Annotated in this window: 27 protein-coding genes; 17 read left to right on the plus strand and 10 right to left on the minus strand. The window is 60.7% G+C overall.

The window, feature by feature from the left end; all coding sequences use genetic code 11:
* The first annotated feature begins 16 nt into the window (after positions 1-16).
* The 11 genes from CVE41_RS13370 (at position 17) to CVE41_RS13420 (ending at position 8703) form a co-directional block, all read left to right on the plus strand.
* On the plus strand, positions 17-1042 hold the full coding sequence (locus CVE41_RS13370; RefSeq protein WP_100261095.1) for an aspartate-semialdehyde dehydrogenase: 1026 nt from the start codon (positions 17-19) through the stop codon (positions 1040-1042).
* Positions 1039-1602 (plus strand): hypothetical protein, encoded by a 564-nt coding sequence (locus CVE41_RS13375; RefSeq protein WP_100261096.1) that lies wholly within the window; start codon positions 1039-1041, stop codon positions 1600-1602. Before CVE41_RS13370 ends, CVE41_RS13375 begins: the two co-directional genes overlap by 4 nt.
* Positions 1603-1627: 25 nt before the next feature.
* Positions 1628-2275, plus strand: coding sequence for a 2-hydroxychromene-2-carboxylate isomerase (locus tag CVE41_RS13380; protein WP_100261097.1), 648 nt, complete (start codon positions 1628-1630; stop codon positions 2273-2275).
* Positions 2272-2721, plus strand: coding sequence for a GFA family protein (locus CVE41_RS13385; protein ID WP_157799516.1), 450 nt, complete (start codon positions 2272-2274; stop codon positions 2719-2721). The genes CVE41_RS13380 and CVE41_RS13385 overlap by 4 nt, the downstream gene beginning before the upstream one ends.
* A complete protein-coding gene (locus tag CVE41_RS13390; protein WP_100261099.1) occupies positions 2718-3473 on the plus strand; it encodes an alpha/beta fold hydrolase in 756 nt (251 codons plus the stop codon). The genes CVE41_RS13385 and CVE41_RS13390 overlap by 4 nt, the downstream gene beginning before the upstream one ends.
* Positions 3470-3991, plus strand: coding sequence for a hypothetical protein (locus tag CVE41_RS13395; protein ID WP_100261100.1), 522 nt, complete (start codon positions 3470-3472; stop codon positions 3989-3991). The genes CVE41_RS13390 and CVE41_RS13395 overlap by 4 nt, the downstream gene beginning before the upstream one ends.
* 67 nt (positions 3992-4058) lie before the next feature.
* Positions 4059-5921 carry a M2 family metallopeptidase gene (locus CVE41_RS13400; RefSeq protein WP_100261101.1) on the plus strand — a complete coding sequence of 621 codons (1863 nt, stop codon included), beginning with the start codon at positions 4059-4061 and terminating at the stop codon, positions 5919-5921.
* Positions 5922-5923: 2 nt separating this feature from the next.
* Positions 5924-6925, plus strand: coding sequence for a YncE family protein (locus CVE41_RS13405; RefSeq protein ID WP_100261102.1), 1002 nt, complete (start codon positions 5924-5926; stop codon positions 6923-6925).
* The gene (locus tag CVE41_RS13410; protein WP_100261103.1) at positions 6922-7383 is read left to right on the plus strand and encodes an ATP-dependent zinc protease family protein; all 462 of its coding nucleotides are present in this window, start codon (positions 6922-6924) and stop codon (positions 7381-7383) included. Before CVE41_RS13405 ends, CVE41_RS13410 begins: the two co-directional genes overlap by 4 nt.
* Positions 7380-8285 carry a 30S ribosomal protein S6--L-glutamate ligase gene (gene rimK, locus CVE41_RS13415; protein WP_100261104.1) on the plus strand — a complete coding sequence of 302 codons (906 nt, stop codon included), beginning with the start codon at positions 7380-7382 and terminating at the stop codon, positions 8283-8285. The genes CVE41_RS13410 and rimK overlap by 4 nt, the downstream gene beginning before the upstream one ends.
* Positions 8286-8307: 22 nt before the next feature.
* Positions 8308-8703, plus strand: a complete 396-nt coding sequence (locus tag CVE41_RS13420; protein WP_100261105.1) for a RidA family protein — start codon at positions 8308-8310, stop codon at positions 8701-8703.
* A gap of 11 nt (positions 8704-8714) precedes the next feature.
* Here the strand turns inward: CVE41_RS13420 and CVE41_RS13425 are convergent, their stop codons facing one another.
* From CVE41_RS13425 to rpsF, 4 genes are all read right to left on the minus strand, one after another.
* Positions 8715-10154 carry an AMP nucleosidase gene (locus CVE41_RS13425; protein WP_100261106.1) on the minus strand — a complete coding sequence of 480 codons (1440 nt, stop codon included), beginning with the start codon at positions 10152-10154 and terminating at the stop codon, positions 8715-8717.
* A 121-nt stretch (positions 10155-10275) separates the two neighbouring features.
* A complete protein-coding gene (gene rplI / locus CVE41_RS13430) occupies positions 10276-10944 on the minus strand; it encodes a 50S ribosomal protein L9 (protein WP_100261107.1) in 669 nt (222 codons plus the stop codon).
* 12 nt (positions 10945-10956) lie between these two features.
* On the minus strand, positions 10957-11181 hold the full coding sequence (rpsR, locus tag CVE41_RS13435; protein ID WP_090479673.1) for a 30S ribosomal protein S18: 225 nt from the start codon (positions 11179-11181) through the stop codon (positions 10957-10959).
* Entirely contained in the window at positions 11181-11546 is a 366-nt protein-coding gene (gene rpsF / locus CVE41_RS13440) for a 30S ribosomal protein S6 (protein WP_100261108.1), read from the minus strand. Before rpsF ends, rpsR begins: the two co-directional genes overlap by 1 nt.
* A 205-nt stretch (positions 11547-11751) precedes the next feature.
* Between rpsF and CVE41_RS13445 the strand changes: the two genes are divergently transcribed.
* On the plus strand, positions 11752-12714 hold the full coding sequence (locus CVE41_RS13445) for a DUF808 domain-containing protein (RefSeq protein WP_100261109.1): 963 nt from the start codon (positions 11752-11754) through the stop codon (positions 12712-12714).
* Positions 12715-12718: 4 nt separating this feature from the next.
* Here CVE41_RS13445 and CVE41_RS13450 read toward each other — a convergent pair whose 3' ends face one another.
* A complete protein-coding gene (locus CVE41_RS13450) occupies positions 12719-14146 on the minus strand; it encodes a Mur ligase family protein (protein WP_100261110.1) in 1428 nt (475 codons plus the stop codon).
* A 42-nt stretch (positions 14147-14188) separates the two neighbouring features.
* Between CVE41_RS13450 and CVE41_RS13455 the strand changes: the two genes are divergently transcribed.
* From CVE41_RS13455 to CVE41_RS13475, 5 genes are all read left to right on the plus strand, one after another.
* Positions 14189-15040, plus strand: a complete 852-nt coding sequence (locus CVE41_RS13455; protein ID WP_100261111.1) for an LD-carboxypeptidase — start codon at positions 14189-14191, stop codon at positions 15038-15040.
* A gap of 25 nt (positions 15041-15065) precedes the next feature.
* On the plus strand, positions 15066-16004 hold the full coding sequence (gene fabD / locus CVE41_RS13460) for an ACP S-malonyltransferase (RefSeq protein ID WP_100261112.1): 939 nt from the start codon (positions 15066-15068) through the stop codon (positions 16002-16004).
* Positions 16004-16756 carry a 3-oxoacyl-[acyl-carrier-protein] reductase gene (gene fabG, locus CVE41_RS13465; RefSeq protein ID WP_100261540.1) on the plus strand — a complete coding sequence of 251 codons (753 nt, stop codon included), beginning with the start codon at positions 16004-16006 and terminating at the stop codon, positions 16754-16756. The genes fabD and fabG overlap by 1 nt, the downstream gene beginning before the upstream one ends.
* A 157-nt stretch (positions 16757-16913) precedes the next feature.
* Complete coding sequence (gene dnaN / locus CVE41_RS13470; RefSeq protein WP_100261113.1) at positions 16914-18035, plus strand: DNA polymerase III subunit beta; 1122 nt, start codon at positions 16914-16916, stop codon at positions 18033-18035.
* A 56-nt stretch (positions 18036-18091) separates the two neighbouring features.
* A complete protein-coding gene (locus CVE41_RS13475) occupies positions 18092-19171 on the plus strand; it encodes a DUF2855 family protein (RefSeq protein ID WP_100261114.1) in 1080 nt (359 codons plus the stop codon).
* Here the strand turns inward: CVE41_RS13475 and CVE41_RS13480 are convergent.
* The 5 genes from CVE41_RS13480 to CVE41_RS13500 all read right to left on the minus strand — a co-directional run bounded on the left by CVE41_RS13480 (position 19168) and on the right by CVE41_RS13500 (position 26071).
* Entirely contained in the window at positions 19168-20178 is a 1011-nt protein-coding gene (locus CVE41_RS13480) for a zinc-dependent alcohol dehydrogenase family protein (RefSeq protein WP_100261115.1), read from the minus strand. The two genes, CVE41_RS13475 and CVE41_RS13480, sit on opposite strands and share 4 nt — an antisense overlap.
* Entirely contained in the window at positions 20175-21929 is a 1755-nt protein-coding gene (locus CVE41_RS13485; RefSeq protein WP_100261116.1) for an N-acyl-D-amino-acid deacylase family protein, read from the minus strand. Before CVE41_RS13485 ends, CVE41_RS13480 begins: the two co-directional genes overlap by 4 nt.
* A 61-nt stretch (positions 21930-21990) precedes the next feature.
* Complete coding sequence (locus CVE41_RS13490) at positions 21991-23472, minus strand: MFS transporter (protein ID WP_100261117.1); 1482 nt, start codon at positions 23470-23472, stop codon at positions 21991-21993.
* 18 nt (positions 23473-23490) lie between these two features.
* On the minus strand, positions 23491-24351 hold the full coding sequence (locus CVE41_RS13495) for an alpha/beta fold hydrolase (protein WP_232725711.1): 861 nt from the start codon (positions 24349-24351) through the stop codon (positions 23491-23493).
* A gap of 31 nt (positions 24352-24382) precedes the next feature.
* On the minus strand, positions 24383-26071 hold the full coding sequence (locus CVE41_RS13500) for a PHA/PHB synthase family protein (RefSeq protein WP_100261118.1): 1689 nt from the start codon (positions 26069-26071) through the stop codon (positions 24383-24385).
* Positions 26072-26085: the final 14 nt, after the last annotated feature.

Below are 26085 nucleotides of genomic sequence, written 5' to 3' on the forward strand. Positions count from 1 at the left end.
ATTTTGGAGAAGTGATTTGGGCTATCGTGTTGCCGTAGTCGGCGCGACCGGAAATGTCGGACGCGAAATGATGATGGTGCTGGCCGAGCGCGGGTTCCCCTGCGACGAAGTGGCTGCCGTCGCCTCCAGCCGGTCGCACGGCTCGGAGGTCGAATTCGGCGACACCGGCAAGATGCTCAAGTGCAAGAATATCGAGCATTTCGACTGGGCCGGCTGGGACATTGCCTTGTTCGCCGCGGGTAGCGGTCCGGCCAAGGAATATGCGCCCAAGGCCGCTGCGGCGGGTTGCATCGTGATCGACAACAGCTCGCTCTATCGCATGGACCCGGACGTGCCGCTTATCGTGCCGGAAGTGAACCCGGAAGCGATCCACGATTATTCCAAGAAGAATATCATCGCCAATCCCAACTGCTCGACCGCGCAGCTGGTCGTTGCGCTCAAGCCGCTGCACGATGCCGCAACGATCAAGCGGGTGGTGGTCTCCACCTACCAGTCGGTCTCCGGCGCGGGCAAGGCGGGCATGGACGAGCTGTTCGAGCAGAGCCGCGCGATCTTTGTCGGAGATTCGGTCGAACCGGTAAAGTTCACCAAGCAGATCGCTTTCAATGTTATTCCGCACATCGACGTCTTCCTGGACGATGGTTCGACCAAGGAAGAATGGAAGATGGTGGTCGAGACCAAGAAGATCCTCGACCCGAAGATCAAGCTGACGGCCACTTGCGTGCGTGTACCGGTCTTCGTCGGTCATTCCGAAGCGGTGAACATCGAGTTTGAAAAGGAACTCAGTGCAGAGGCTGCACAGGATATCCTGCGCGAGGCGCCCGGTATCATGCTCATCGATAAGCGGGAAGACGGTGGCTACACCACTCCCGTCGAGGCGGCAGGCGACAGCGCCACATATATCAGCCGCGTGCGCGAAGATCCGACGGTCGAGAACGGTCTCGTCCTGTGGTGCGTTTCCGACAACCTCCGCAAGGGCGCGGCGCTCAATGCCGTCCAGATCGCCGAACTGCTTGGCCGCGAGGTTCTGAAGAAGGGATGATGCGCGCAGGCATCCTTTCGGCTCTGACACTCGCTCTCGCTGCCTGCGGCGGCCAGAGCGACACGCCCACCGACGAAACCCAGCCTGGCGACACGCTGCCGACTGGAAAATCGCTCGTGCAGGCAAGGATGATCGTCGATGCCAATGGCTTCAGCGGCCGTGATGGCGCGCCCGTCCGGTTCGGCACGGCGCGCGAAGAGGTCGATGCAAAGGCCAGCGAGATATTTCCCGACGGGCCGATCAAATCGGAACAGGACGAGTGCGGCGCAGGGCCGATGGAATTCAGCAAGTACGGCCCGGTGGACCTCGCGTTTCTCGACGGGCGCTTTGCCGGATGGTTCCTGCGTCCCGGAAAGGATGTTGCGACATCCGATGGTATTGCCCCGGGTTTGACCACTCTCGATGCGCTCAAGTCAGAGCGGCAGGTCCAGGAACTGGACACGACCCTCGATGGCGAGTTCCAGTACACCACCGCCGACTACGGGACGATAACCGGCTTTGCCGATCCCGATGGGTCGATCAGCGGCCTCTCGGCCGGGATCACCTGCTTCTTCCGCTGAGGCCGCGTGTCTGTATAAGACAGGCATGACCCTTACCGCAGAGCTCTATTTCAGCTTTCGTTCGCCTTACAGCTACCTGTCGGTAGGACGATATCACGCGATGACGGAAGAGTACGACCTCAAGATCGCCCTGAGGCCCGTCTACCCGCTCGCGATCCGGCAGCCCGATTTCTTCGAGCGCAACCATCCGAACTGGCTCGGATACACGATGCGCGACATGATCCGTGTGGCCCAGTTTCACGATATCCCGTTCGGCGGACCCAGGCCCGATCCGATCATCCAGGATATGGCGACGCGCAAGATAGCCGAGGACCAACCCTACATTCGCCGCGTGACCCGTATGGGGCAGGCTGCCGCTCGTCGCGGTGCAGGTCTCGTCTTCGCTGCCGAGGCGGGGCGGATGATCTGGGGTGGGCAGGAGAACTGGCACGAAGGCGGTCATCTCGACCGTGCGCTGGAGGCGGCCGGACTGGGTGTCGAGGAAATCATCGCCGAGGTGCAGGGCGATGCAGAGGCGCTCGACGCCGAGATTGCCGCAAACCAGGAAGCGCTGGAAGCCGCCGGCCACTGGGGCGTCCCCACGCTTGTCTTCGACGGAGAGCCTTTCTTCGGACAGGACCGCATCGACATGGTCAAATGGCGGATGGAGCAGAAGGGGTTGGAAAAGCGGTGAAGGGTAAATTGACCGGCGGGTGCCTGTGCGGCGCGGTGCGTTATACGCTCAAAGAGGGTATGCGGCTTGCACCATACGCATGCCATTGTACCGACTGCCAGAAGCGCACCGGCACCGCATTTTCGGAACACATGTTGTTCGCGGAGAGGGATATCGATGTCGAAGGGGCGCTCGATGCTGCGGAATACACCCAGCCTTCCGGCACGAAATCGACGATTTACGGATGCGAAACCTGCAAGGCCAGGATCTACGCAGTGAACGACCGCCGCGCGGGCTTCGCCAGCCTGAGGTGCGGAACCCTGGACAACAGCAGCGACGTCGTCCCTGCGGCGCATGTCTGGGTGAAGAGCAAGCAACCCTGGATAGTGATACCGGAGGATAGCCAGACAATGGATACCCAGCCTTCCTCTGCCGAGGATTGGGTCGCGCTGGTGGGGCTGGCATGAGCGGCGATTCTTTCGAAAGCTTCGACGGGACCCGCCTTGCCATTCACCGCATCGGCGAAGGCAGACCGCTGGTCTTGCTTCACGGCCTGTTCTCCAGCGCACAGATGAACTGGATCAAGTTCGGCCATGCCGAAAAGATCGCCTCACGTGGGTATGAGGTCATCATGCTCGACTTTCGCGTTCACGGAGACAGCGAAGCCCCGGAAGAGCCAGAGAAGTACCCGCTAAACGTACTGGTGCGGGATGTGGCGGCGCTTGTCGATCATCTTGGGCTTGAGGACTATGACCTGGGCGGCTTTTCCCTGGGAGCGCGCACATCGCTCCATGGCGTGGCGCATGGTATCCTCTCGCCAAAGCGGCTGATCGTGGGAGGCATGGGCACGGCGGGTCTCGGCGAATGGGGTAAGCGCAGCGCATTCTTCAAGCGCGTGATCGATGAATTCGACACGATCGAGCGCGGCGACCCGGCATATTTCTCGATGCAGTTCCTGAAGTCGCAGGGCGTCAATCGCACTGCCGCACGCCTCTTGCTCGACACGATGCCGGATCTCGATCTGGCCATGCTCGACAATGTTACCATGCCGACGCTGGTGGTTTGCGGCGACGAAGATCGGGACAATGGCTCTGCCGAAGCGCTCGCCGAATTGCTGCCGAACGCGGAGTACGCGGAAGTGCCTGGCACGCATATGGGCAGTGTAACCAAGCCCGACCTCGGCATTGCCATGGCTGACTGGCTGGACCGGACACAGTGAAAGCGGCTGTCCGATACTGGTGGATTATCTGGCTTTTCGGCCTGTTCGTTTTTGCGCTCCTGCGCATACCCCACGGGCCTTTGGCCATTCCGGAAGTTCCAGGCGGAATTTTCGACCATCAGGCGGCCGGCACCGCCGCCGAGGTAAACCGGATCCAGCAGGCGTGGAGCGATGCCGGATTGCTTGGTCACGCACGCTGGGGAATGATCGGTGACTTCCTCTTTATCGGATTGTACGGCTTGGGCTCGGTCCTCGGAGGCGTATCCTTCCGCCAAGCTGGAAGCGGCTTCCTCAGGGTAGCGGGGCTGCTCGTCGCGGTCGCAGGTGCCATATTCCTTTTTACGGATTACGCAGAGACTATCGCGCAGTTCATCCAGCTGACCTCGATGCGGGGTGACGACGGCCTTGCGAGCCTGGCGGCGACGATGCAGCCAATCAAGATGGTCGCGTTCGGAGTAAGCTTCCTCGGAACATTGGCCCTGCTTGTCATTCGACGAATGAAAGCTCGAGCGGGTTGATAAAGCCTCCAGACAGGTGCAATCCGGTGACATAAGAAACCGGATTACCCTGTTTGAGAGGACACACATGAAATTCTCCCCCGTCGCACTGTCCGCGCTCGCCATCTCGCTTGCCGCCTGTACCACTGCCAATGCAGAGCCTGTGCCCTCAGCACCGCTCGCACCTGTCGCAGAGGCCGATCCTTATCCGATGACGCCCACAGGGGCCGCCGCATGGGTCGACATGGTCGAGAAGGACCTGTTCGACTTCGGCGTCGAGTATGCGCGCGTCGCTTGGCTGAATTCCACCTACATCGTCCACGACAGTGATATGCTGGCTGCCAAATACGGTGCCGAAGCAACGCAGAAGTCGGTAGCCTATGCGAACAAGGCGGCGGAATATGCCCGCGTTGCCGGCCTGGATCCCGAGGTGGCTCGAAAGCTCGATATCCTGCGCAACGGCATCGTGATGCCTGCTCCCGTACGCGATGGCGCAGCGACAGAATTGTCCGATATCGCAACGCGCCTCGGCTCTTCGTACGGCAAGGGCAAGGGCACGCTGAACGGCGAGGAGATCAACGGCTCGGATATCGAGGCGGAGATGGGCAACCTCGAGCGTACGCCGGAAGAACTCGCCGAAATGTGGGCCAGCTGGCACGACAATGTCGGCGCGCCAATGCGCAGCGACTACCTGCGCATGATCGGCATTGCGAACGAGGGTTCGAAAGAGCTCGGCTTCAACGATCTGGGCGCGATGTGGCGTTCGAACTACGATATGGACCCGGACCAGTTCGCCGGCGAGACCGAGCGGATGTGGCAGGAAGTGAAGCCGCTATACATGGCGCTGCACACCTATGTCCGGTCCAAGCTGAACGAGAAGTACGGCGATGCCGTGCAGCCCGCGACCGGGCCGATCCGCGCCGACCTGCTCGGCAATATGTGGGCGCAGGAATGGGGCAACATCTACCCGCTCGTCGCTCCCGAGGGCGCTGGTGACATCGGCTACGACCTGACCGAGCTCATCGAAGAAGACGGCATGGACGAAGTCCAGATGGTCCGCGTGGGCGAACAGTTCTTCTCCTCCCTCGGCTTCGAACCGCTTCCGGAGACTTTCTGGGAGCGCAGCCAGTTCACCAAGCCGCGGGACCGTGAAGTAGTCTGCCATGCCAGCGCCTGGGACGTGGACAATGTCGACGACCTGCGCATCAAGATGTGCATCAAGCGCAACGCGGACGACTTCAAGGTCATCCACCACGAGCTTGGTCACAATTACTACCAGCGCGCCTATAACCAGCAGGATTACCTGCACCTCAACGGCGCGAATGACGGTTTCCACGAGGCGATAGGTGACATGATCGCCCTGTCGATCACGCCCGAGTACCTCGTCCAGATCGACATGCTCGCCCGTTCTGACGTGCCGAGCGCCGACAAGGACATCGGCCTCCTGCTGCGCGAGGCGATGGACAAGGTCGCCTTTCTGCCGTTCGGCCTGATGGTCGACCGCTATCGCTGGGGCCTGTTCGACGGTTCGATCCCCGCCGAAGGCCTCAATGCCGGCTGGAACGACCTGCGCCTCGAATACCAGGGCATTACGCCCCCGGTGGCGCGTGATGAGACGAAGTTCGATGCGGGCGCGAAGTACCACATTCCGGGGAATGTGCCGTATACGCGCTACTTCCTCGCACGGATCCTGCAGTTCCAGTTCTACAAGGCTGCGTGCGACCAGGCTGGCTGGGAAGGGCCGCTTCACCGCTGCTCGTTCTACGGCAATGAAGAAGTGGGCAAGAACCTCAACGCCATGCTCGAAATGGGCGCGAGCAAGCCGTGGCCCGACGCTCTGGAAGCCTTCACCGGCGAGCGCCAGATGTCCGGCAAGGCCATGGTTGAGTATTTCGCCCCGCTGATGGCGTGGCTGGAAGAGCAGAACCAGGGCAAGCCGCAAGGGTGGTAAGAATGCGGATCGCGGCGCTCCTCCCCATCCTGCTCGCGTCATGCGCGCCGGTGGCGGAGGACGGGCTGCGCGCCGCATCTGACACTTCTGCGGAAGGCGCGCTGTTCGTGGCGGGCAAGTTCGGCAACACGTTGGCCAAGATCGATCTTGCCAGCGGGGCCGAGGTTGCGCGGGTGGACAGCTGCGCCAACCCGCACGAACTGGCGACGTCACCCGACGGCAAACACGTGGCGCTCGCCTGCTATGGCGGAACCAGTGTCGACGTTTTTCGTACCAGCGACCTCGGCCGCGTGAAGTCGGTGGAGCTTGGTGAAAACGCACGTCCGCACGGGATCGTATGGCACCCGAACGGCGACCTTTACGCAACCGCCGAGGGGCGGCAGTCGATCTTCTGGATCCGCTCTCCAATGAGCGAACACGAGACTTTCGAATATTCGACAGGGAAGGAGGGCAGCCACATGATTGCCGTCTCGCCCGATGCGCGTCACGCCTGGACGACCGATCTCGGCTCGAAGACAGTCACGCTGGTCGATTTGAAGACCCGCCGCGCTCCCCTTTCGGTCGAAGTGGGTGAGGAGCCCGAGGGCATTGCGCTGAGTCCCGATGGCGAGACGCTGTGGGTCTCCGCACGCGGCTCCAACAAGGCTTTCGTGCTTGATCCCATGACCATCGCGATCCGCAAGGAGGTCGATACCGGGCGCTTTCCGCTGCGTATTGCTGTCCGTCCGCAAGGTGACTTCGCGGTGACCAGCGACCTTGCCGATGGCGGTCTGTCGGTGATCGATACTGCGACCGGAGAAGTCGTGCGCACTATCGCCGTGTCCAGTCCCGACGAGGCGCAGACGCGCTTTCAGGTCACGATCCTGTGGTCGCCCGACGGAGAGCGTATCTACGCCGCAGAGACACGTTCGGACACGATCGCGGAAGTCGATTTCGCTAGCGGAGAGGTCTTGCGCCGCCTACCGGGTGAAGGAGGCGGAGACGGACTGGCGATCATCGAATGAGTGATAAGAAGGTTTTGCCCGTGGTGGGGTGGCGGGAGCTTGTACACCTGCCTGAGCTTGGTCTGCGCGGTATTCCCGCAAAGATCGATACCGGAGCGCGCACGTCGTCCTTGCACGGCGTGGTGCTCGACGAATTCGAACGTGACGGAGAGAAATACGTCCGGTTCGCCGTCGACTTCGAAAAGCCACATGTGCGCCAGATATGCGAGGCGGTTCATGTCGACATCCGCGGCATCACCAGCTCCAATGGCGAAACCCAGTATCGCTATGTCATCAAGACGCCGCTGAAGATCGGCGACATCAAGTTTCGTGCGGAAATCAGCCTGGCCGACCGGTCGGACATGAAATTCCCGATGCTGATCGGTCGCTCGTCCTTGCGTCGTAGATTTGTCGTGGATTCAGGATATTCCTGGCTCCAGACGCCCGAAATGAAGGTCAAGAAAGGCCACAAACCATGAAAATCGCCATGCTTGCGCGAAATCCCAATCTCTATTCGCACAAGCGCCTGAAGCAGGCGGCGGAGGAGCGCGGGCACGAACTCGATATACTCAACACGACGCGCTGCACGGTCCACATCGCGAGCCACCGGCCCGAAGTGTATTACAATGGCGAAGCGTGCGTCGGCTATGACGCGGTCATCCCGCGCATCGGCGCTTCGATCACGAATTACGGGCTCGCCATCCTGCGCCAGTTCGAAATGCGCGGATGCTGGCCGCTCAACGAAAGCGTCGCCATCGGCCGCAGCCGCGACAAGCTGCGCAGTATGCAGATTCTTGCCAAACACGGGCTGGGCCTGCCCCTGACGGCCTATGCGAATGATCCCAAACAGGCTGAGGAGATCATCAAGGCGGTCAAGGGGCCGCCTGTCGTTATCAAGCTGCTGGAGGGCACGCAGGGCATCGGCGTCGTCCTTGCCGAAACCATGTCATCGGCCAAGTCCGTGATCGAGGCCTTCCGCGGGGCAAACGTGAACATCCTTGTCCAGGAATTCATCAAGGAAGCGGGAGGGACCGACATTCGCGCGCTGGTGGTCGGCGGAAAGGTGGTGGCCGCAATGAAGCGCACCGGCGCAGCGGACGATTTTCGCAGCAACCTGCACCGTGGCGGCAGTGCGCAGTTGATCAAGATCACCCCGGAAGAACGCTCGACCGCCGTACGCGCGGCCAAGCATATGGGCCTGAATGTTTGCGGCGTGGACATGCTGCGCAGCAATCACGGCCCGGTGATCATGGAAGTTAATAGTTCCCCCGGCCTCGAAGGCATCGAGAACGCCACCGGCAAGGACATTGCCGGAATGATCATCGACTACGTAGTAGCCAATGCGAAGGTCGGAAAGACCAAGACGAAGGGTAAGGGTTAGCGCAAATCCAGCAGGAGGTTCGATGGACCGGACAACTCACAATCCCACCGAATGGCTTACGCATTTCGGTTTGAACCACGCAGTCGAAGTGAAGGGTGGGGAGCGAACGCTCTACCTATCCGGCCAGACGGCTTCCGATCCGGACGGCAACGCCATGCATCCCGGTGATCTCGTCGCTCAATACGAGGCAGCTTGGGGAAATCTGCTCGACGCGTTGAAGTCCGCAGGGATGGATGCGAGCAACCTGGTCCGGCTGAACTTTTATACCACAGATGTGCCGCAATTCATGGAAAAGGCCGAACACATCGTTAGGTGGCATGTCGGAGCCGGAGCGCAGATTTGCAGCACCCTGCTCGGGGTGAAAGAACTCTACGATCCGGCTCTCATGATCGAAATCGAAGCGACTGCCGTCGGCTGACGGGCCCGGATTTACCTGAAGGGCGGCTCATTAAACGCGCGCAGCTTCCGGCTGTGGAGCTTCGGGCCTTCCTGGCGCAGCAGGTCGCAGGCGGTGACGCCGATCTGCAAGTGGGCCGCGATGGCTTCCTCGTAGAACTTGTTTGCCTGGCCGGGCAGCTTGATCTCGCCATGGAGCGGCTTGTCCGAAACACATAGCAGCGTGCCGTAAGGGACGCGGAAGCGGTAACCTTGGGCAGATATGGTCGCGCTTTCCATGTCGATGCCGACTGCGCGGCTGAGGCTAAGGCGCTTGGCAGACTGGGTGTAACGCAGTTCCCAGTTGCGATCGTCGGTGGTGACCACTGTGCCCGTGCGCATGCGCTTCTTGAGGTCATTGCCATGTTCGCCAGATACGGCCTCTGCCGCCTCGGCCAGCGCCTGCTGGACTTCGGCGATGGCGGGGAGGGGGATTTCCGGGGGGAGGACCGGGTCGAGCACGTGATCGTCGCGCAGATATGCGTGGGCGAGCACGTAATCGCCGATCTTCTGGCTGGGACGAAGGCCGCCGCAGTGGCCGATCATAAGCCATGCTTCGGGGCGCATTACCGCGAGGTGATCGCAGATAGTCTTGGCATTGGACGGACCGACGCCAATGTTCACCAGAGTGATGCCGCCGCCGTTCTCGCCCACGAGGTGGTAGGCCGGCATCTGGTGCCGACGCCAAGCCGTGTCGGACAACTGGCCGCGAGCGTTATCGGTCGCTTCTGTGAGCAACAGACCGCCAGCACCAGCGAGCGCAGTGTAACCGTTTTTGCCCAGCTGCGACCCAGCCCAGTCGACGAATTCGTCGACATAGCGGTGATAGTTGGTGAAGAGGATGAACCGCTGGAAGTGCTGCGGATCGGTCCCGGTGTAGTGGGCGAGCCTCGCAAGGCTGAAGTCCGTGCGCAGGCCGTCGAACAGCGAAAGCGGGATGGGATCGTCGGGGTTTTCCAGCTCGATCCCGTCGGCCAGCTCGTCGCCGATATCGGCGAGGTCGGTGGAGGGGAAGTGGCGAGCGATCTCGTTTGGATCGATCCCCGCCAGTACCGCGCCTGCTTCGCCGTCGAGCACATAAGGGAAGGGGATCTCCTGGCGGGAAGAGCCGACTTCGACCTCGATCTCGTAGTTCGAACCGATCAGTTCGAGCTGTTCCCGCAGGTAATTGCGAAAGAGGTTCGGCCTCGTGACCGTCGTTGCATAGAGCCCGGGCATGTTCAGCCGACCGAATGCGCGGTTGGAGCCGTCGGGCATCTGGCCGCCGCGAAAAAGCAGGCGAAGTTCGGGATAGGCGTAACTGCCGTCCTTGCGCCGTTCGGCGGCGGGCAGTTCGCGGGTCTTGCCGAAAGCGATCACATCTTCCCGCAGGCGAGTGATCGCCGCGTCATAGACGGTTTCGAGCTTGTCGAGGATCTGGTCGATTGATTCCATGGCTGGATTTTCTCCTGGCTTCTTGTTGTTTGATGACACCTCCTGCCACAGGAAGGGGCCTGTTACAAAAAGGGCGCGGAGACCGAAGTCGCCGCGCCCTGTTTGTTCGAGGTCGATGCGCTTACGCGTCGTCGCCTTCCGGCTTCGTCGCTTCGATGAGGGCTTCGCTTTCGCTGGTGCCTTCTTCGGTGCTGACGCCATCTTCGAGCATGTCGGCGGGGATTTCACCCGGCTCGAGGCCCGTGTCGATGCGGCTGGCTTCGGCCTGTTCTTCGATTTCGCGCTGTTCTTCTTCGAACATCTGCGCGAGCACGTCGACGCCCTGGCTCTGCAGTTCGGCTTCGTCATCCGAGCGGGCGACGTTCGCCTTCACGGTGACGGAAACCTCGGGGTGGAGGTCGATGCGCACGTCATGCATGCCGATCGCCTTGATCGGGTTACCCATGATGACCTGCTTCTTGTCGATCTCGTGGCCCTTGTCGGAAAGGCCGTTCACGATGTCGCGAACGTTGACCGAACCGTACAGCTGGCCTGCGTTGGAAGCGGCGCGGATCAGCACGACTTCGACGCCGTCGACCTTTTCACCGGCCTTTTCGGCTTCGCCGCGGCGTTCCGCGTTTTCCTTTTCGAGGCGTTCGCGGTTAGCTTCGAAGACCTTCTTGTTCGCAGCGTTGGCACGAAGGGCCTTCTTCTGCGGAAGGAGGAAGTTACGCGCATAGCCGTCCTTCACGGTGACGACGTCACCGATCGTGCCGAGCTTTTCGATGCGCTGGAGGAGAATGATATCCATGGTCTCTTCTCCTTACTTCACGATGTACGGAAGCAGGCCGATGTGGCGTGCGCGCTTGATCGCCTTGGCGAGTTCACGCTGCTTCTTCGCGCTGACGGCGGTGATGCGGCTGGGGACGATCTTGCCACGCTCGGACATGAAGCCCTGGAGGAGGCGAACGTCCTTGTAGTCGATCGCGGGGGCATTCTTGCCGGCGAACGGGCAAGACTTGCGGCGGCGGAAAAACGGACGGGCCATCAGTTACGCTCCTCGCGCTCGCGGCGCTTCTTGGAATCGCGCTCGTTCTTGCGCATCATGACCGACGGACCTTCTTCGTGTTCGTCGACACGGATGGTCATGTAACGGATGACGTCTTCGTTGATGCGCGTCTGGCGTTCGAGTTCAGCAACAACGGAGCTGGGGCCCTCGATGTTGAGCATCACGAAGTGTGCCTTGCGGTTGCGGTCGATCTTGTAGGCGAGGCTCTTGAGGCCCCAGGTCTCGGTCTTGGTGACCTTGCCTTCGTTGTTTTCGACGATTTCGGTCGCCGTGGCAGCGAGCTGGTCAACCTGAGCCTGGCTCAGGTCCTGTCGCGCCAAGAAAACATGCTCGTAGAGAGCCATGCTCTTGTCCTTTCAACTGTCGGCCGATCGCTGGCTTGTCCGCGGGATTGCGGGGCCCCTCCGGCTTTCTTCAGTCCTTCGCCCGGAAGCGAGGGATGCGCGCACATAGCCGGATTCTGACCGAATGCAAGGCAAACTGTCCCCTTGCACAGGTGGAACGTGCAAGGCAGGGGGCCGTTGGCAGTGGAAACACAGGAGATTTTGCGTGCCCGGCGGACTTGTAGCGCTTTTAGACGACGTTTCGGTAATTGCCAGGACAGCCGCCGCATCAGTGGACGATATCACCGTCGCTGCCAGCAGGGCGGGCACCAAGACTGCCGGAGTGGTGATCGACGATGCGGCCGTAACGCCGTCCTACGTCACGGGTCTCAGCCCGGCTCGCGAGCTGCCGATCATCTGGAACATCACGAAGGGGTCGCTGAAAAACAAGCTGCTGATCCTTCTTCCCGGCGCCCTGATTCTCAGCTGGCTGCTGCCCTCGGCGATCATATTTATCCTGATGCTGGGCGGGGCTTACCTGTCCTACGAAGGTGCCGAAAAAGTGATGGAGAAGCTGGGCGGAGAGAAGCACGGCAAGACACTCGAGGACGAGATTGTCGATCCGGTCGCCTTCGAGAAGCAGCGCGTCGCAGGGGCGATCAGAACGGACCTCATCCTTTCCGCCGAAATCATGGCGATCACTCTCAACGAAGTAGCCTCGGAAGACTTTATCGTGCGTGCCGGTGTGCTGGCCATCGTGGGCATTGCGGTCACGCTTTTCGTCTATGGTGCAGTGGCCATTATCGTGAAGCTGGACGACATCGGTCTCCATCTATCCAAACGCAAATCGCAAGCTGCGGAGACGTTCGGCCGATTTCTTGTGCGCTCGGTACCCTACATCCTGAAAGCCCTCTCGTTCATCGGCACCATTGCCATGCTGTGGGTCGGCGGGGGTATCATCCTGCACGGCCTGCACGAGCTCGGCCTGCACGGCCCGTCGGACTGGGCGCATGGAGTCCAGCACGCTGTCGAGACGGTCACGGGCGGATTGTCAGGTCTGCTCGGTTGGGCGACCTATGCTGCGATTTCGGCGCTGGTCGGCCTTGGCCTGGGCTTCGTGATCGTGATCCTGCTGCACAAGGTCTTCAAGATGGGCCATGGCATGGGCGAGGGCGCCGAAGCCCACTGATCAATCACGAGAGGCGCTGGAAAATCCTCTGCGCAAACTCGCTCAGCGTGTCGTCGCGCGCGCCCATGATCACGATGCGATCACCGGGACGGGCGAGCGACACGAGGCGGTCCTCGGCGTCCTTGCGCGACGGTATGTGTTCGGCCCTTGCGCCGCCGTCGGCAATGAGCTTCACGATCCGCTCGCTCCCCTCGCTGCGGTCGACCGTTCCGCCGAAATAAACGGGGTCTGAAAAGATTACGCGATCGTCGGCGCCCAATTCCTCGATGAATGTCCGCGCCAGTTCCTCGCCCATCTGGCGCAAGGGGCCATATCCATGCGGCTGGAAGAAGGCGAGGACGCGGCCGTCATGGGCCTTCAATGTTTTCAACGTGGCCGCGCATTTCTCGGGATTGTGTCCGAAATCGTCGATAACGGTGATGGCGGCGTGAGTGGTGCCGACAATGTCAAAACGCCGGGCGAGTCCGTCGAAACCGGCCAGCGCATGGACGGATTCGTTGATCGGTACCCCGGCTGCGGCTGCTCCGGCTATCGCTGCGAGCGCATTTGAGAGATTGTGGCGTCCGGGCATATTCAGCCGAAGAGCGTGCTGGCTGCCGTCATGCCGGTCGACGACCATGGCGGCCTGCCGGACGGGCCCCTCAGCGATGCTTCCCGGCTCGATGCCGATTTGCGCTTTTTCCTGATCGATCCCGAAGGTGATGACCTCTTTCGCGTGGGGCAGGAGGGCAAGCGCCTCCGGATCGTCCGCATTGATTACCGAGATGCGGCTGCGCGACAGATAATCGCCAAATAGCTGGCGCAATTCCTCCATGCTCTTGTGATCGAGCGAGACGTTAAGAAGGATGCCGACCGCCGGTTTGTAGAGCGCGATCGACCCGTCGCTCTCGTCGACTTCACTGACATAAAGGCTTTGCGATCCGACGACGGCGCTGGCGAATGGACGCTGCGGCGAGACGAAGTTTTTCATCACGGCGCCGTTCATGACGGTGGGCGCGCGTCCGGTCGCCTCGAGAATCCAGCCCAGCATGCCAGTTACGGTCGATTTGCCGCTAGTCCCGGCCACGGCCAGGCCTGCGCCGCTGGTGTTGAAGAGGATCGAATTGAGTTCGGCACGCGTCAGGCGCAGGCAATCGAGCTCGTTCGCCATCTTGATTTCCGGCACAGTGTCCTCGATCGCGGCGGATGCGACGACGATCTGCTCGCTCGAAACGATCCCGCTGCCGTCCTGGGGATGAAGTTCGAACCCCTGATGTTCGAGCGCGGCGAATTTCTCGGGGGAGCGCCCTTGGTCGAAGCTGCGATCGGATCCGGCTACCGTGCACCCTCTGCCCTTTAGGATCTGCGCAAGAGGCAGCATCCCCGACCCGCCGATACCGACAAAGAAGAACGGGCGGGCGAATAGTTCATCAGGGCTGGGGAAGTCGCTCATTCCTGTCTCGCTATGCAGTTGCAGCCGCCAAGACAAGCAGGCATGACCGCAGATGTGCACCGTCCGATCCGAAAAGTGGCCATTTGCGCCCCCGCGACCCCGCTCAACCGCCACTATGCGGAACAGGTGACCGATCTGGCAGCAGCGGAATTTCCCGGGATCGAATTGCAGTTTCACGAGCAGTGCTTCGTCGAAAAGGGACATTTTGCGGGGTCCGACGAGACGCGGCTGGCAGCTTTGCTAGAGTGCGCAAACGATCCGGATATCGATGCCGTATGGTTTGCGAAGGGCGGATACGGATCGAACCGCATCGCGGCTCGATTTCTCGAGCAAGTCGGTGATCCCGCGAGAAGCAAGCTCTTCCTCGGCTATTCCGACTGCGGCACGCTGCTTGGTGCCCTATACCGAGCGGGTATCGGCACTCCGGTCCACGCTCCCATGCCGGTCGATATCAAGCGCGAAGGAGGCGATGTGGCGATCCGCCGTGTCTTGGCATACCTGTCGGGAAATTCGGATGGATTGGAGCCATCGCTGCCGGATCGGCCGGTCGTGGCGTTCAATCTCTACACGCTCGCCATGCTGGTCGGCACCCCATTCATGCCGGATCTGACAGGGCACGAAGTGTACCTCGAGGAAGTCGGGGAATATGAATATGCCGTCGACCGATTGCTGTTCCATGTGACGGCCCAGATCGGAAACATTGCAGGCATCAGGCTGGGCGAGGTTACGGCGGTTCCCGAGAATGATCGCCCTTTCGGGGCAAGCGCAGAGGAAATTGTCCAAGACTGGTGTCGCCGTAGCGGGATTTCCTATCTCGGGCGAGCGGAGGTCGGGCATTCGTCTGCCAACAAGATCGTGCCTTTCGGTCTTGAGGGACGGACCTTGCGCGCCTAAGCGCCGCTCCCAACAGGAGAGAAACATGACTGCTTTCATTTTCCCCGGACAGGGCAGCCAGAAGGTTGGCATGGGGACGGAATTAGCCGACGCCAGCGCCTACGCCCGAGAAGTTTTCGAAGAAGTCGACGAGGCGCTGAATCAGAAGCTGTCTGCCGTCATGCGTGACGGACCGGAAGGCGAACTAACGCTGACCTCGAATGCACAGCCCGCGATCATGGCGAATTCGATCGCCACGCTGCGTGTTCTCGAAAAGGAATTCGGCGTCGTTCTGGCGGATAAGGCAAGCTGCGTTGCAGGCCATTCGCTGGGTGAGTACTCGGCTCTTTGCGCGGCCGGTGCTTTCGGCCTCGCCGAAACCGCAAAACTACTTCGCCTGCGCGGTATCGCGATGCAGGACGCTGTGCCCATCGGCGTCGGTGCCATGGCGGCTCTGCTTGGTGCGGACATCGAGAAAGCGACTGCCCTGGCAGAGGCCGCGGCCGAGGGTCAGGTTTGCGAAGTTGCCAACGACAACGACCCGACGCAGGTCGTCATTTCCGGCCATGCTGAAGCGATCGACCGCGCGATCGAGCTTGCAAAGGAGCATGGGATCAAGCGCGGCATCAAGCTGCCCGTCTCCGCTCCCTTCCATTGCTCCCTGATGGAACCTGCTGCCCAGCGCATGAAGCTGGCGCTGGAAGAGACGTCGCCATCGGCCTTTTGGGTGCCCTTGTTCGCCAATGTCACGGCATCCCGCGTCACGGACCCTGCCGAAGAGCAGCGCCTGCTGGTCGACCAGGTCACTGGTCGCGTTCGTTGGCGTGAAAGCGTCCTCGCCATGAGCGAAGCTGGCGTCGAACGCTTTGTCGAACTCGGCGGCAAGGTGCTCGGACCGATGGTCGGCCGCATCGACAAGGAGGCGACAACGATCAGCCTCGTCACCATGGAAGATCTCGAGAATTTCGCGAAGGAGAACGCATGATGTTTAGCCTGGAAGGCAAGACCGCCCTCGTTACCGGCGCCAGCGGCGGTATCGGTTCGTCGATCGCCTATGCTTTGGCACATCAGGGCGCGCGGGTCGCCTTATCTGGCTCCAACGGCGACAAGCTACGCGCCTTTCGCGAACAGCTGAACGCGGACACGGGCGGCGATCATGTCGAAATCACGTGCAACCTTTCCGATACGACGCAGGTGGAAGAACTCATTCCCGCGACGGTGGATACGCTCGGCAAGATGGATATTCTCGTCAACAACGCCGGTATCACGCGCGACAACCTGACAATGCGCATGAAGGACGAGGAATGGGATGAGGTGATCCGCATCAACCTCGAGGCCAGTTTTCGCCTGATGCGTGCCAGTGCGCGGCCGATGATGAAGGCCAAGGGTGGTCGCATTATCTCTATCACCAGTGTTGTCGGCCACACCGGCAATCCGGGGCAGATGAACTATGTCGCGGCGAAAGCCGGCCTCACCGGCATGAGCAAGAGCCTGGCGCAGGAATTGGCCAGTCGTAACATCACGGTGAACTGCGTCGCACCGGGCTTTATTCGCACGGCGATGACCGATGCTCTCAATGACGACCAGAAAGCTGCCATCAACGAACGTATTCCGATGGGCCGCATGGGCGAGGGCGACGAAATCGGCGCCGCGGTGGCCTATCTCGCCAGCGACGAGGCTGCCTATGTCACCGGCCAGACGCTGCACGTGAATGGCGGCATGGCGATGATGGGCTAAATACCCCTTTATCCCCAAGGAATCGATCAGGGGGCGGGTTCGCGACGTGACGGAGCCTTGCCCCCGTAGGCGGCCTCGCTAAGGTCGTTATCCGTATTCCGGCGCGTAGGGGCGATTCCGGCCCCTGCTTCGCCCAACAGGGACGAAAGAAGGACCCATGAAGGCCACTATCGAACGCGCCACGCTGCTGCGCTGTCTCTCCCACGTTCAATCCGTCGTCGAACGGCGCAACACGATCCCGATCCTGTCGAACGTCCTGATCGAAGCGGAAGGCGATGGTCTGCGGGTCATGGCGACCGACCTCGATCTGCAAGTGGTCGAACACATGGAAGCCAGCGTTGAGAGCGATGGTTCTGTCACTGTTTCTGCCCACCTCCTGTTCGATATCGCGCGCAAGCTGCCCGACGGTAGCCAGGTCAGCCTGGAAACGGCTGACAACCGCATGGCGATCAAGGCAGGTCGCAGCCGCTTCTCGCTTCCGACCCTGCCGCGCGACGATTTCCCCGTAATCGTGGAAGGCGATCTGCCGACAAGTTTCGAGCTTCCGGCCAAGACGCTCGCCGAGATGATCGACCGGACGCGCTTTGCGATATCGACGGAAGAAACCCGGTACTATCTCAACGGCATCTTCCTGCACGTGTCGGATGAAGACCAGCCGGTTTTGAAGGCTGCCGCGACCGACGGCCACCGCCTTGCACGTTTCACCTTGGCACGGCCCGATGGTGCGGAAGGCATGCCGGACGTCATCGTGCCGCGCAAAGCTGTTGCCGAACTGCGCAAGCTGCTCGAGGAAAAGATGGACGCCAACGTCCAGATCGACCTTTCGGCCAGCAAGATCCGTTTCACGCTCGGCGGCCATGGCGGCATGGTGCTGACCAGCAAGCTGATCGACGGGACCTTCCCGGATTACTCGCGTGTCATCCCCACGGGCAACGACAAGCTGCTCAAGATCGACCCGCGCACCTTCCACGAAGGCGTCGACCGCGTCGCGACGATCGCGACCGAGAAGACCCGCGCGGTGAAGATGGGGCTCGACAAGGACAAGGTGACACTGACCGTCACATCGCCCGACAATGGCACAGCGACCGAAGAACTTTCGGCTGAATACGGTGCCGAAGGCTTCGAGATCGGTTTCAACGCCTCCTACCTCAAGGACATCCTGGGTCAGATCGACAGCGATACGGTGGAAATCCATCTCGCAGATGCAGGGGCGCCAACGCTCATCCGCAAGGATGATGACAGCCCGGCGCTGTATGTCCTGATGCCTATGCGGGTTTAGCACTCGCATTCGAGAGACTGCACGGCTAGCGTCTCCCACAAAGAGGGAGATGCGCCATGCAGCAGGTTCACGTCGATAAGTCGAAGCTGACCAACACCGAATTGGTGGAGTTGGATGCAGGTCCGCTAGCCGATGGCGGTGTTCGCCTTGCCATCGAGAGCTTCTCGGTCACTGCGAACAACATCACCTACGCTGTCGTCGGTGACGGTTTCGGATATTGGAATTTCTTCCCCGCACCGGACGGCATGGGCATCGTACCAATGTGGGGGCACGCGCGGGTGATCGAGAGCAATCATCCCGACTTTTCGGAAGGGGAAAGGGTCTACGGATACCTCCCGATGGCAAGCCACCTCGACGTGATGCCGGGCAAGGTTTCTGCATCGGGCTTCGTCGACATGGCCGAACACCGCCAGCCGATGAGCCCGATCTACAATCAGTATTCCCGACTGGCGGCCGACCCCGAACACGACCCTGCGCGTGAAGGAGAGCGGATGATTTTTGGTCCGCTCTTCAAGACGGGTTTTCTCATCGAATATTTCATGCGCACGCAAGAGTGGTTTGACGCAACTCAGGTGATCCTGACCAGCGCTTCTTCCAAGACTGCGATGGGTCTGGCGAGTGTGACCAAGCGCCGTTCTCCCCAGGTTAAACGCATCGGCCTGACGTCATCGGGCAATGTGGAGTTCGTGAAGGACAGCGGTCTTTACGATGACGTGCTGCCTTACGATGCAGTCGACCAAATCGAACGTGTCTCTAGCGTCACTGTCGACTTTGCCGGAAATGCCGGCCTGCTGCGCGACCTGCACCAGCATTTCGGAGACGCGCTCAAATACTCGTGCCTGGTGGGGGTGACCCATATCGAAGAACGAGGGTCGGGCATGGGCGGCGCGTCCGATCTGCCAGGACCGACGCCGACGCTCTTCTTCGCGCCGGATCACGCTGTGGCCCTGTTCAAGGAACATGGACCGGAAAAAGCTGGCGCCATGGTCGCCGAAAGCTGGCGCGGTTTTCTCGAAGATTCGGGCGATTCCGTCGAGATCGAACGCCATTCGGGACTCGCTGCAGCACGCGATGTCTTCGTCGAAATGCTCGGCGGCAAGGTCGATCCCGCAAAGGGGATCGTGATCGAGCCCTAGATCTCGATCGCGATCTTGCCGAAGTGTCCGCCGCTTTCCTGATGACGGAAGGCGTCGGCCAGCCTACCCAAAGGGAAGGTGTCGCTGATCACCGGCTTGATGCCATTGGCCTCGATCGCTGCGATCATGTCCTGCTGCATCGCACGGCTGCCGACGGTCAAACCCTGCACCTTCAGGTTCTTGGAGAATAGCAGGGCGGTCTGCACGGGGCCGGCAAACCCGGCGAGCACACCGATAAGGGCGACATGCCCGCCTACCCGGGTAGCAAGCATCGATTGGTCCAGCGTGCCTGCGCCGCCTATTTCGACAACACAATCGACGCCGCGACCGCCGGTCAACTCCAGGGCCTTGGGTCCCCAGGCCTGAATTTCCTTGTAGTTGATAAGGTGATCGGCCCCCATTGCCTTGACCCGCTCCAACTTCTCGTCGGAGGAACTGGTTGCGATTACCGTGGCACCCGCTGCCTTGGCGAATTGCAGGGCGAAAATGGAAACGCCGCCTGTGCCCTGGACTAAAACAGTGTCACCGGGTTTCAGCGAATAATCGACGAAGAGCGCCCGCCATGCCGTCAATCCGGCGCACGTGAGGGTGGCTGCTTCGGCATGGCTGAAACCAGCGGGAGCGCGAGTGAACCAGTGGGTTGGCGCGGTAACGCGTTCGCACGCATATCCGTCTATCCCGTCACCCGGGACCCGTGTGAAGGCAGTCTGCGGCGGCTGTCCGTCGAGCCATTCCGGGAAGAATGTGCTCACTACATGATCACCGACTGCGAATTCAGACACACCTTCCCCGACTGCAGTGACAACGCCGGCACCGTCGGACATTGGGATGCGCCCCTGCTCGGTCGGGATCATCCCTTTGACGACTGCATAATCGTGGTAATTCAGGGAGCTCGCCTTGATGTCCACGCTGATCTCGCCAGCCGAGGGGGGAGGGGGTGCGTCGATATCGACAAGCTCGAGTGCATCCAGCGTGGACGGGGTGGCGCCGGTTCGGATCGCTTTCATTCTGCCGCCTCCGCGAGTTCGGCGCGTTGCGGCCCTCGGATCAGACCGCCCGGTGTCTCGCCGGTCCATTTGCCTGCACGGAATGTAACGACGCCGTTCTTGATGGTTGCGACGTAGCCCTCGGCCTTTTGCAGCAGGCGCTTTCCGCCAGCGGGTAGGTCAAATGCCAGCCAGGGCTTGCCCAGCTTCAGACGTTCCATATCGATGATATTGATGTCCGCGAGATAGCCCGGTGCCAGCACTCCGCGATCTTCGAGCCCATACAGGCGGGCCGTGTCGTTGCATTGGCGCTTGATCGCATTTTCGAGCGTGATGCGGTCCCCGCGTTTGCGATCGCGGACCCAGTGCTCAAGCATGAACGTGGGAGACGCCGCATCGCAGATCGTTCCGCAATGTGCGCCGCCATCGGACAGTGAATTCACCGTGTCGTCCGCATGCTGCAACGGATGGAGGAAATCGAGGTTCTTGTCTGCGTAATTGAGGATCGGGAAATAGATGAAGCCTTTCCCGTCATCGCGGCATAGCATGTCATAGGCATACTCCTGCGCATCGACACCGGCCTTGTCCGCTCGTGCCTGAACAGTCGCGTGATCTTCGGGCTCGTAGTCGAAATCCTCGTCCATTTCGTACATCAGCGCCCAACCCTGGGTGAGGGCGGCTACGACCGGGAGGATGTCCGCAGGTGCTTCAGAATAGTCGTTCGCTTCGGAAAGAAGCTGGGCCTTGAACTGCGGGTCTTCCAGCCTTGCTCTCTTTTCTTCCCAAGGGAGCTCGGCGATGGCCTGCCAGCTCGGTCGATAGACGAAGGGATTCACCGTTCCCTGCCAGGCCATGATCACGCCGTTCCCGCGCAAGGCGATCTGGGCGACGATATTGGCGCCATTGTCGTTCTCGGCGCGCATAGTTGCGATCTGTTCGTCGAGCGGCAGTTCCTTCGCTATCGACTGAAGCGCTGCAAAGGTGACCGGCAGACCGGTTTCGCGGCTCAGCTTGCCCATCCATTCGAACTCGTTCCAGTCGCGCTGCAGGTCGCTGGCCATTTCAAACACGCCATGCCCGACGCGGCCCATGGCCCTGCCTAGCTCGACGAGCTCTTCGGCGGTAGCGGTGGTCCCGGGAACGAGCACGCCGTCCACATCCTTGTGGAGCACGGTGCGGCTGGTCGAGAAACCCAGCGCTCCAGCGCGAACTCCCTCTTCAACAATTGCCGACATCTTGGCGAGATCATCCTGGGTCGGGACGGCGCCGGGTTCTTCACGATCACCAAGTACATAGGCCCGCACCGCTCCGTGCGGGACGTGTGTGCCAACATCGATGGCGCGCGGCATCTTCTCCAGGGCATCCAGATATTCGGGGAAGGTCTCCCATTCCCAGGTGATGCCTTCTGCAAGGGCAGTGCCGGGTATGTCTTCCACGCCTTCCATGAGCCCGATCAGCCAATCGTGCTGGTCGGGGCGGGCAGGTGCAAAGCCGACCCCGCAATTGCCCATGACGACGGTGGTCACGCCATGCCAGCTGGAAGGGGCCATTTCCTGGTCCCATGTCGCCTGCCCGTCGTAATGCGTATGGATGTCGACGAAGCCCGGAGTGACGATCATGCCGGATGCGTCGATGGTTTCCTGCGCATCGCCGGTCACCTCGCCCACCTGGGCGATAAGACCGTCCTTGATGGCAACGTCGCCGGTGAAGGGCGCTTCGCCGCTCCCATCGACGATCGTACCTCCGCGGATGATCAGGTCGAATGCAGGCATGGTGAATCTCCTCTCTCGGCGAGAGAAGGTTCCACATTGCAACTTATGAGTCCAGCGCGGACTAGTCGTGACGGCTTGTCATTCGCACGGTTAGCAGCGTTGCAACGCCGACGAGAAAGAGCAGGTTTATCGACAGCATCCCGATCCGCTGGTCGCCAGACCACAGGGTGAACTGCTCGACCAGGAGCGGGCCCATCCAGACCGTGATGGTACCGGCGATGGCGTAGAGCCCGAAGAACTCGCCGCTTCGGCCCTCCGGTGCAAGCGCTACCAGCATGGTTCTGCTTGAGGAGATACTGGCAGTCGCCGTGATCGCGATAATGCTGATGAGGCCGAGATAGGTCAGGTCGGAAAGGGTGGAGAACACAATGCCGTCCCAGACCTCGAAATTAGGAACGAGGCCGAGAAAGAGGCTCTCCTGCGTTATCGACAGCTGGACGAGGCCGGTGACGATCATCGCCATGATTTCAAGCGCGAGAGCGCGTTTCACACCGACTTTCTCTTCCAGCCACCCACCGAAGATACCGCCCCCGAACGCACAGATGCTCGCGAAAATCGCGTAGCAGAGCATCTCAAGAAAATTCCATTCGAGAAAAAGCGCGACATAAACCGCACCGAGCGCCAGCAGGGCTGCCATTCCGTCGGCGTAGAACATGCGCGCGAGGAGGAATTTCATGAGCTCGCGGTAGTGCGCTGCCTTGCGAACCGTGCGAATGACGCTCTGCGCGCCTTCGCGAAATGCCTTGAGCCAGCTTGCGCCGGGCGTCCCCGGGTCTTTCGCGTGCAGGAAGAAGGGGATCGAGAAGCCTGCCAGCCAAACGGCACACACCGGTCCTGCCAGCCGCGCATGTTCGAACTTGGTCAGATCGACACCGAACTGCGCTTCGGCAAAGGGCCAACTAACGAGTGCAGGCAGGACGAAGAGCAGCGCGATGGCTATGAAGATGAGCGATGCGGCAAGATTGCCAAGCCCGAGGCCAAGGCCCGATATCATAGCCAAACGCCGCGGTTCGCCCGCAACGCTCAACATCGAATTGTGGGTGACCTCGGAATAGGTGTAGCTGACATAGGCGATCACCAGCAATGTCATGATTGCGGGCACTGAGAGACCCTGTCCACCGGGCATGGCGAACCAAAGCAGCGCGGAGGAGATCGTAATGGCACCGAGGAAGAGAGCTAGGATCGGCTTCAATCTGCCGCCCCTGTCCAGCGCCGCCCCGAGGAAGGGGGCGGTAAGGGCGGCTATGACACCCGCCCATTTGGTGACCGAGGCGATAGTTGCCTGTCCCCTTGCGTTGGCCGTGGCCTGTGCATCTTCGGCAGTCAGTCCATCGAGCTCTCCGCTCGCAAGGAGGTCGGCTCCGATTATGTCCCGTGCGAAGTACGGCGCGAAAATGTAGATGACGATCAGGATGTAATAGGGATTGCGGGCCCACTCAAAGACGGCCCAGGCAAACCCCGTTTTTCCCAGAGCCCCTCCGTTCCCCCGTGTCTCTCGCGCCGCCAAAGGGCGAACGAGAGGATCGGGGGCGGCGCTTTCCATCAGCCGCTTGAGCCGAGATCAGGCCGCGGCACGGTCCTCGCCTTTCCGGGCGTCGAGAAAGGCGCGCAACGTTGCAACGCTTTCATCGGCGTGGGTGAGCAAGAACAGATGCCCGCCGCCCTTGATCACCTCAAGTTGCGAATTGCGGATGGTCGAGGCCAGAATACGCCCGTTGATCAACGGCACTATCTGGTCGTCGTCGCCCATCATGATCAGCACTTCCTTGTTGAGGAAGGGCAGCGCAGGCAGGCTGGTCCAGCCCAGCATCGCAAGGAGCTGGTACATATATCCGCGCGGGGAGGGCGGCTTGAGGCGCCCGATGTGGCTGTCTTTCTGATGCGCTTCGCCGTCGGGATCGACGCCGCCATAAAGCGTTGCGAAGTGTTCGTTCATGAATTCCGGATCGATATAGCGGCGTGGGTCGGCCATCTTGGTGAGGGCGGCCGGATTGCCCGGCACCATCAGCATTCCTGCAGTGGTCGCCGCCAGCACCAGTCTACGCGTCCGGCGGGGGTGTTGGAGCGCAAAATGCTGCGCCATCGCGCCGCCCCAGCTGACGCCCATGACGTCGACAATCTCGACATCGAGCTGATTCAATATCTGGCTGGCGGTCCAGCACATCGTGAACGGGTTGTAGGGCATTACCGGATCGGGGCTTTCTCCGGTGCCCGGCATGTCGAACATGATGAACGCGCGTTCGGTCAGCATTTCCGCAAGCGGCGCGACCGCTTCGATATTGGCGCCGATACCGTTAAAAAACAGCATCGGGAAATGGTCGCTTTCCTGGTCCAGACGCCAATGCGCGACGCGCAAAGTCCGACCGCCTGCCTCGATCATTTCGATGGTGGCGGTCATGGGTTCGTCTTTCGATGCGGTCACGCGTTTATCCTGTTGCTCGCCGACAAAGGTGTCAGCACTCCTCCATAACGTACAGTCCGGGGGCGGGGTCCAGCGGTTCGTAAGCTTTGTTCCCCAATTTCGCAGGCGCCTTCTTCTTCTCGCCCGCGCGATTCTGCACCCATTCCATCCAGTATGGCCACCAAGACCCTGAAACTTCTTCCGTTCCCTTCAGCCATTCGTCGGCAGTCTCGGGCAGCTTTTTCTTCTCGTCCTTCTGGATGTAATAGCGCGCTTTCGGATTTCCCGGAGGGTTGAGAATGGCCTGCATATGGCCGGAGTGCGAAAGAACGTAGGTTACATCCTTGGACCCAAACAGCCGCGTCGACCGATAAGTCGCCTTCCAGGGCGTGATATGATCGGTCACGCCGCCCAGAATGAACAGGTCGCTCGTTACCTTGGACAGGTCGATCTTGTGATCTACCATCTCGACTTCGCCCTGCTTCGTAAAGGCGAGCGTTTCGAACACGGTCAGGAAGTCTCCCATCAGCGCGGCCGAAAGATTGGTCGCATCCGCGTTCCAGAAAAGCACGTCGAACGCCGGCGGGTCCTGGCCGAGAAGATAATTGTTGATCACGTAATTCCAGATGAGGTCGTTCGGGCGCAGCCAGGCAAAGCCGCGCGCCAGATCGTCTCCCTTGATCACGCCCTTCTTGGAGGCACGACGCTTGGCGAGGGCGAGGCCGTTTTCCGATACGAGCGAGCCCGCTTCTATATCGTTCTGCTTGGGATGCAGGACGCAGACCATAAGCGTAAGCGCGCCGAGCAGGTCGTCCTTGTCGGATGCCATCTTGCTTGCGAGCATCGAAGCGGTCTGGCCGCCAGAGCAACCGGCGGACACATTGACCTTCTTGGAACCGGTAATCTTGCTAACCGCCTCCATCGCTTCCCGGCAGGAGCGAACGTAATCGGCCATGTCCCAGTGGCCCTGTTCCTTGGTCGGGTTCTTCCAGCTGATGACGAAAGTTTGGATGCCGTTGTCTAGCTGGTACTTCACCACCGATTTTTCGGGCGAAAGATCGTTGATGTACATCTTGTTGATCTGCGGCGGGATGGTCAGCTGCGGAATCTCGTACACTTCGTCGGTTGTCGGCGCGTATTGGACCAATTCCATCATGTCCGTGCGCAGAACGACAGAGCCCTTCGATGTGGCGATATTTTCGCCCAGCTTGAACGGTTTCTTGTCGACCTGGCTAACCATGCCCTTGTTGTGGACCATGTCATCATATGCGTTCTTGAGCCCCTTGATGAGGCTGAGACCGCCTGAGTCGATCGCCATCTTCTGGGCGGTGGGATTTCCGACCAGCGTATTCGTCGGCGCCAGCCCGTCGATGATGATGTTCGAAATGAAGCGGGCGCGGTCACGTTCTAGATCGTCGAGTTCCAGGTCCTCGAGCCAGCGCGAAGCGCCTTTCTGGACGGCCAGGTAATACTGCATGCCAGCCCGCATGAAGGGATTGTACTGCCATGCCGGATCGCGGAAACGCTTGTCCTTGGGGTCGGGTGCCAATTCGCTCTTGCCGGTCATGATCTTGATCATGTCCTGGCCGACTTCCTGGCTATGTTTCATCAGTCTTTGGGGATCGGATGCGGTCTCGCGCAGCATGACGGCGACCGCACCGAAGATATCCTCCCGCGTCAGGCCAATCAGGGGGCCAAGGGCGCTGGTGGACTGTGCGGCTTCGTCTTCGAGCTGTGCCATATTGTACGGATCCT

It is taken from the genome of Qipengyuania seohaensis (genome assembly GCF_002795865.1).
Classification (GTDB): domain Bacteria; phylum Pseudomonadota; class Alphaproteobacteria; order Sphingomonadales; family Sphingomonadaceae; genus Qipengyuania; species Qipengyuania seohaensis.